General features: G+C 69.3%; 5 protein-coding genes. 1 reads left to right on the top strand and 4 read right to left on the bottom strand.

Annotation, left to right across the window (positions count from 1 at the left end; translation table 11 throughout):
- Positions 1-129: 129 nt before the first annotated feature.
- Positions 130-549, bottom strand: coding sequence for a hypothetical protein (locus BUC15_RS18395; protein WP_073191476.1), 420 nt, complete (start codon positions 547-549; stop codon positions 130-132).
- Positions 550-654: 105 nt separating this feature from the next.
- Here BUC15_RS18395 and xylB point away from each other — a divergent pair, with 105 nt between their 5' ends.
- Complete coding sequence (xylB, locus tag BUC15_RS18390) at positions 655-2,079, top strand: xylulokinase (protein WP_073191473.1); 1,425 nt, start codon at positions 655-657, stop codon at positions 2,077-2,079.
- A gap of 15 nt (positions 2,080-2,094) precedes the next feature.
- On the opposite strand, the gene BUC15_RS18385 is transcribed toward xylB, so the two are convergent.
- Genes BUC15_RS18385 through BUC15_RS20140 form a run of 3 tightly spaced genes read right to left on the bottom strand, consistent with a single transcriptional unit; the run spans position 2,095 to position 5,154 of the window.
- Positions 2,095-2,589 carry a DUF6328 family protein gene (locus BUC15_RS18385; protein WP_073191470.1) on the bottom strand — a complete coding sequence of 165 codons (495 nt, stop codon included), beginning with the start codon at positions 2,587-2,589 and terminating at the stop codon, positions 2,095-2,097.
- Positions 2,590-3,189, bottom strand: a complete 600-nt coding sequence (locus BUC15_RS18380; protein ID WP_073191466.1) for a histidine phosphatase family protein — start codon at positions 3,187-3,189, stop codon at positions 2,590-2,592. It lies immediately after the preceding gene.
- Positions 3,190-3,231: 42 nt separating this feature from the next.
- Positions 3,232-5,154: a glycosyltransferase gene (locus tag BUC15_RS20140; protein ID WP_073191463.1), complete on the bottom strand. Its 1,923-nt coding sequence runs from the start codon at positions 5,152-5,154 to the stop codon at positions 3,232-3,234.
- Positions 5,155-5,280 lie beyond the last annotated feature (126 nt).

Here is a 5,280-nt window from a genome sequence, read left to right as displayed (position 1 = left end):
GGGGGTTTTGACTTGCGGATCCTGCTCAAACCCGGGGCCAGCCACAGCCCCACCCGCGGCCAGCCACAGCCCCACCCGCGGCCAGCCGCAGCCCCCCGCGGCCCCAGCCACAGCCATCCACCGACGACGTCAGTCAGACAACTCCTGCTGGTCGGCCTGCAACTCGACCAACCTCGCGTTCACCCCACCCAACACCTCGGCCGTCTCAGAGTTGAGCGCCTTCATCGCCCTGCGCTGGGCCGACCCGGTGTTCGAGTTCCAAGCCAACTCCCCCCGCATCCGCAGCCCCTGGGCCTGACGACGCCAACGTGCCGGTTCGGCCGACCCTGGGAAGTGCACCTCGACGGCGTCGGCGGCGGCGTCGATCGCGGCGATCTTCGCGTCAAACCTCAGCTTCGGGTTCTCCGAGTTGGTTGCCGACTTCAGCTTCTCGATCGCCGAATCGATGCCCTGCCCGATCTGCGGGTTCTCCCGAAGGGCGGTCAGCAGGGCGATGCTGGTGGCGATGACGCCGCCCGCGGCCTTGATAAAGATGCTGAACTTGCTCATACCGGCCAGTCTATGGGGCATCGGCAGGAGGTCGGATCGGGGAAGTGCCGGAAACGACCCCGGTTGTTCTATGATCTTCCCGTATTAGTTGCGAAGGAGCACAAAATGACGAAACTGGTTGGCATCGACTCGTCGACGCAGTCCTGCAAGGTCGTCGTTGTCGACGGCGACACCGGGCAGATCGTCGCCACGGGACGCGCCCCACACCCGGCGGGCACCGAGGTCGCCCCCTCCGCCTGGTGGGACGCGCTCCAAGAGGCCGCAGCCCAGGTCGACCTGGACGACGTCGCCGCAGCAGCCGTCGCCGGGCAACAACACGGCATGGTCTGCCTCGACGCAGAGGGCCAGGTGATCCGTGACGCGCTGCTCTGGAACGACACCCGCTCGGCGCAGGCCGCCGCCGACCTCATCGTCGAGTTCGGAGACGGCGACGCCGTTCGGGGGGCGCGCTGGTGGGCGGACGCCGTCGGATCGGTGCCGGTTGCTTCCTACACCGTCACGAAGCTGAGGTGGCTCGCCGACCACGAGCCGGAAAACGCCTCCCGGGTGGCCGCCGTCGCGCTCCCGCACGACTGGCTGACCTGGAAACTGCTCGGGACCGGCCGACTCGACGACCTGGTCACCGACCGCTCGGATGCGTCAGGCACCGGATACTTCGACGCCGGAGCCAACGAGTACCGCCGCGACATCCTCGCCGCCGCGTTGCGCATCGACGATGACGCCGCCGACCGGATCGTGCTGCCGCGCGTGGCCGCGCCGAACGAGGTCGTCGGCGTCGGGGTGCTGGGTGGACGCCAGGTCAACCTCGGCGCGGGAATGGGCGACAACGCCGGATCTGCACTCGGGATGGGCCTGGTCGCCGGGGACGTGGTGGCCAGCATCGGCACATCCGGGGTCGTCTGCGGGGTCTCCGACGTGCCGAGCCGCGACGTGTCCGGGCTGGTGTCGGGGTTCGCCGACGCGACGGGGAGGTTCCTGCCCCTGGTGTGCACCCTGAATGGGGCCCGCGTCCTCGACGCCACCGCCCGTGTCCTCGACGTCGACCACGCCCGGCTGAGCGACCTGGCGCTCTCGGCCGACAGCGGCTCAGGCGGGCTGGTCTTCGTGCCCTACCTGGAGGGTGAGCGCACCCCGAATCTGCCAGAAGCGACCGGCACGCTACACGGCCTTACCCTCGGCTCGATGACCCCCGCCAACCTGGCGCGCGCCGCCGTCGAGGGCATCGTCTGCTCTCTGGTCGACGCGCTGACGTGCCTGACGGACGGCGGCGCCAGGGTCGATCGGGTGCTTCTGACAGGCGGGGCCGCGGCCTCACCCGCGCTGCAGGCCGTCGCGGCGGAGCTGTTCGCGGCACCTGTGGAAATGCCTGCCGCCGGTGAGTACGTGGCCCTCGGCGCGGCCCGGCAGGCGGCCTGGGCCGCAGGTGGGGGAGAAGAACCCCCGGCTTGGCCGCTGGCCTCTACCCCACTCTGGGGCCACGGCAAAGCCCCCGAGGTGGTCGAGCGGTACCGCTCCGTCAGGCCATGGTGATAGCCCGACGGCGACTCAGTCCTCGTCAAACATCGGGGCGCCGTGTGCCAGACGGGCGGGCAGCCAGAGCCAGAGGAAGGCGAATCCCAGCAGCGAAACGCCTCCGGCGACAAGCCCGGCGACCGGTGCCAACACGACGCTGAACACCAACGTCACCACGGCGACCAGGCTCAACGCCAGCATGGCGAGGCCCAGCTTGGCTGACCGGCTGGACACGTCAATCAACTCCGGACGGAGGCGTCGCCGGTACATGGCCCGGTGGAAGGCGACCGGTGCGATCAGCAGGGCGGCGGCCAGGGTCGCCAGAGAAACGGCAACCAGGTAGACGGCCCGCTGCCAACCGTCGAGAGCTGCGAAGCCGGGCTGGAACGGGACGGTGTAGAGCAGGCCGGCCAGGATCTGGACACCCGCCTGCGTGACGCGCAACTCCTGAAGCAGCTCGGCCCAGTGACGATCGATGCGCTTGTAGGGCAACTCCTCGTCGCGGTACTGCGCGCCCTCGTCGGTCATCTATACGTCGGACGGGGCCACGTAGCTGGCCCAGCGCTCGACCTTCCAGCCCCCCGATGTGCTGCCGTTGAGGACGATCCACTGGGTGTTTTCCAACTCGCTGGCGTTGTGTCGGGCGAATGACGGGTCTTGGGTGATGGCCCATACCCGGAGTGCGGCGCCGTGGCTGAACAGCGCCACCCGATCATGACCCTCGGCCTCGATCTGTGCGATCGCGGCATCGAACCTGGAGAGGAACTCGCGCGCGGTCTCACCGTTTTCCAGCCCGACGTCCAGATTGTCTGGTGCCCAGGAGAGCAGCACGTTGACGTACCTGGTCCAGTCGGAGTTCATCTCCTCGACCCCGGCCGAGATCTCATGCACACCGTCCAGGACGACCGCGTCGATTCCCCGTGCCTTCGCCAGAGGTGCGGCCGTCTCCTGGGCACGGGTGAGGATCGAAGCGTAGATGGCATCGATCTCCTCCTGCTCGAGGGCCTCGACCAGGGCCTCGGCCTGGCTCAGGCCGAGGTCGTTGAGGGGCAGGCCCGGGTATGCGGTGTCGAGCAGACGGTTGACGTTGGCATCCGTCTGTCCGTGGCGGATTAGGAGCAGGCGCATGGTCGACAGCCTACCCTCGTCGGCTCGCAAGGCGGGGGTGGGTCAGGGCAGGCGGGGGAAGGATCCGCGCAGCCCTACGGACGTCAGTATCTGCTCGGTCTGTCCACCCGAATGGGTGATCGTCGAGCCGTCGTCGTGGACGGTGAGTTGGGTGCGGTGGTGCCGGAGGGCCTTGGCGACCCTCGGCAGCAGGTCGTCCAGTCGGAACCACTGGGCCGCCAATTCTCTGCTCGAGGTCAGGGCTGCAAACGGCAACCCCAAGTCTGCCGCTGCGATCTTCGCGACGGCGTGCATCCGGCAGTGGTCCGGGTGCCCGTACCCCCCGTCGTCGTCGTAGCTGACCACCAGTTCGGCGCGGGCGTATCTCAGGAACTCGACCGCGTCGGCGACCTCCTCTGCCAGGTCGGAGAGAGTGAGCGACCGCTCGTCCGCTTCGTCGCCGGGGCCGGCCAGGCCCTCCTCAATCCAGCGCATCCCGGAATCGAGGTAGCGGCGAGGTTCGGAATCGGCCCGCGCGGGCGGGTGGCCCAGATAGGCGTGCGCGCGGACCCCCAACTCGGCGAGCGCCCCAGCCAACTCCGCTTCACGCCGCTCCTGCAACTCCGGGGTGCCTTCGAGCCTTGTCAGCGGTCCGGGAACGACGCCGCCCATCTCGCCGCGGGTCGCCGTCAGCACCGACACTTCGAGGCCCTCGTCGATCAGGTGCATGATCAACGCGCCGGAGGCCAGCGTCTCGTCGTCGGGGTGCGCGTGCAGGAAGGCCACGCGGCGTCCCGATGTGCAGGCCTTGCGGTATGCGGCCAGGGTGCGTTCGGCCACGTGATCCCAGGTCATCGACTCGGCCCGCCGTCGACCGGTGGTGGCCAACTCCGCCCGCCGGGCCGGGTCTGCGAGCAGCGACGCGATCACCTTGGCCCAGTCGCCCGGATCGTGGGTGGGTACGAGGATGCCGGTGTGGGTGTTGCAGATGGCTTCGGTCAAGCCCCCTTCGGCGGCCGCCACGACGGGCACGCCTGAGGCTGATCCTTCCAGCGCGACCAGCCCGAACGTCTCCGAGTACGAAGGCACCAGCAGGATGGACGCGTGACGCAGCGTCTCGGCGAAGTCGTCGCGACCCTGGCCAGGCAGGAAGAACACCTTGTCGGCGACCCCGCTCGCCACTGCCAGACGGTGCAACTCGGCCTCGTAGTCGGCGAAATCGGGTGAGGCCTGCCCGACGATCACGAGGTCGGGGCGGCCTGCCTCGGGTAGCTGTGCCAGCGCGCCGATCGCCACGTCGGGCGCCTTCAAGGGTTGCAACCTCGCGGCGAACAGGAGGTAGCCGGGGGTGACGCCGGGCGCCGGTACCCAGGGGTCGCCCGGGTCGGCTGGATGGAACAGGACGGTGTCGACGCCTGGGCGGACCACGACGACGCGTTCGGGCTCGGCCTGGCAGCGGCCGATGACGACGGCGGCCTCGTGCCTCGAAACCGTGATGACCAGGTCGGATTGCGTCGCGCAGGTCACCTCGCCTGCCAGCCGGGCCGGGGTCTCGGCCGGCTCGCCCTCGTGCAGGGACGCGTTCGGGTGCGCGGCGACCGAGTGGAAGGTCATGACGTGCGGGATGCCGGCCGCGCGGGCCAACGGCAGCGCGGCCACCCCCGACATCCAGTGGTGCGAATGGACGACGTCGAACCGGTCGAGGGCGCCGAGGTTGTCTCGGAACTCGTCGATGTACGCGTCGATCTCGCTCTTCGGGAGCGGACGCATCGGCCCGGCGGTGACGTGGTGGACGATCAGCCCGTCGTCGAGCGTGACCGTGTCGCCCTGCTCAGGGCTGGAGCGCCGGGTGAAGAACTCGACCTGGGCCCCCGTCTTCTGCAGGGCCCCGGCAAGGGCGCGGATGAGCACGTTCATGCCCCCGGCGTCGGCGGTGCCGGCCCGCTCGGCAGGGGAGGTGTGCAGCGAGATGAAGGCGACGCGCATGCAAGGAAGCTACACCACGGCACGCAGGCCAGGGCGGCTGAAGGACTCTTCGGGCTTTGGCTGGCCGCGGGTTTGAGCAGGATTTGCAAGTCAACGCCGTCGGCTGGGCATCGTCTGCTGAAAACG

Source organism: Tessaracoccus bendigoensis DSM 12906, assembly GCF_900141915.1.
GTDB lineage: Bacteria > Actinomycetota > Actinomycetes > Propionibacteriales > Propionibacteriaceae > Arachnia > Arachnia bendigoensis.
Note: the sequence above shows the minus strand (reverse complement) of the source record. Positions and strands in the feature narration are given on the sequence as shown.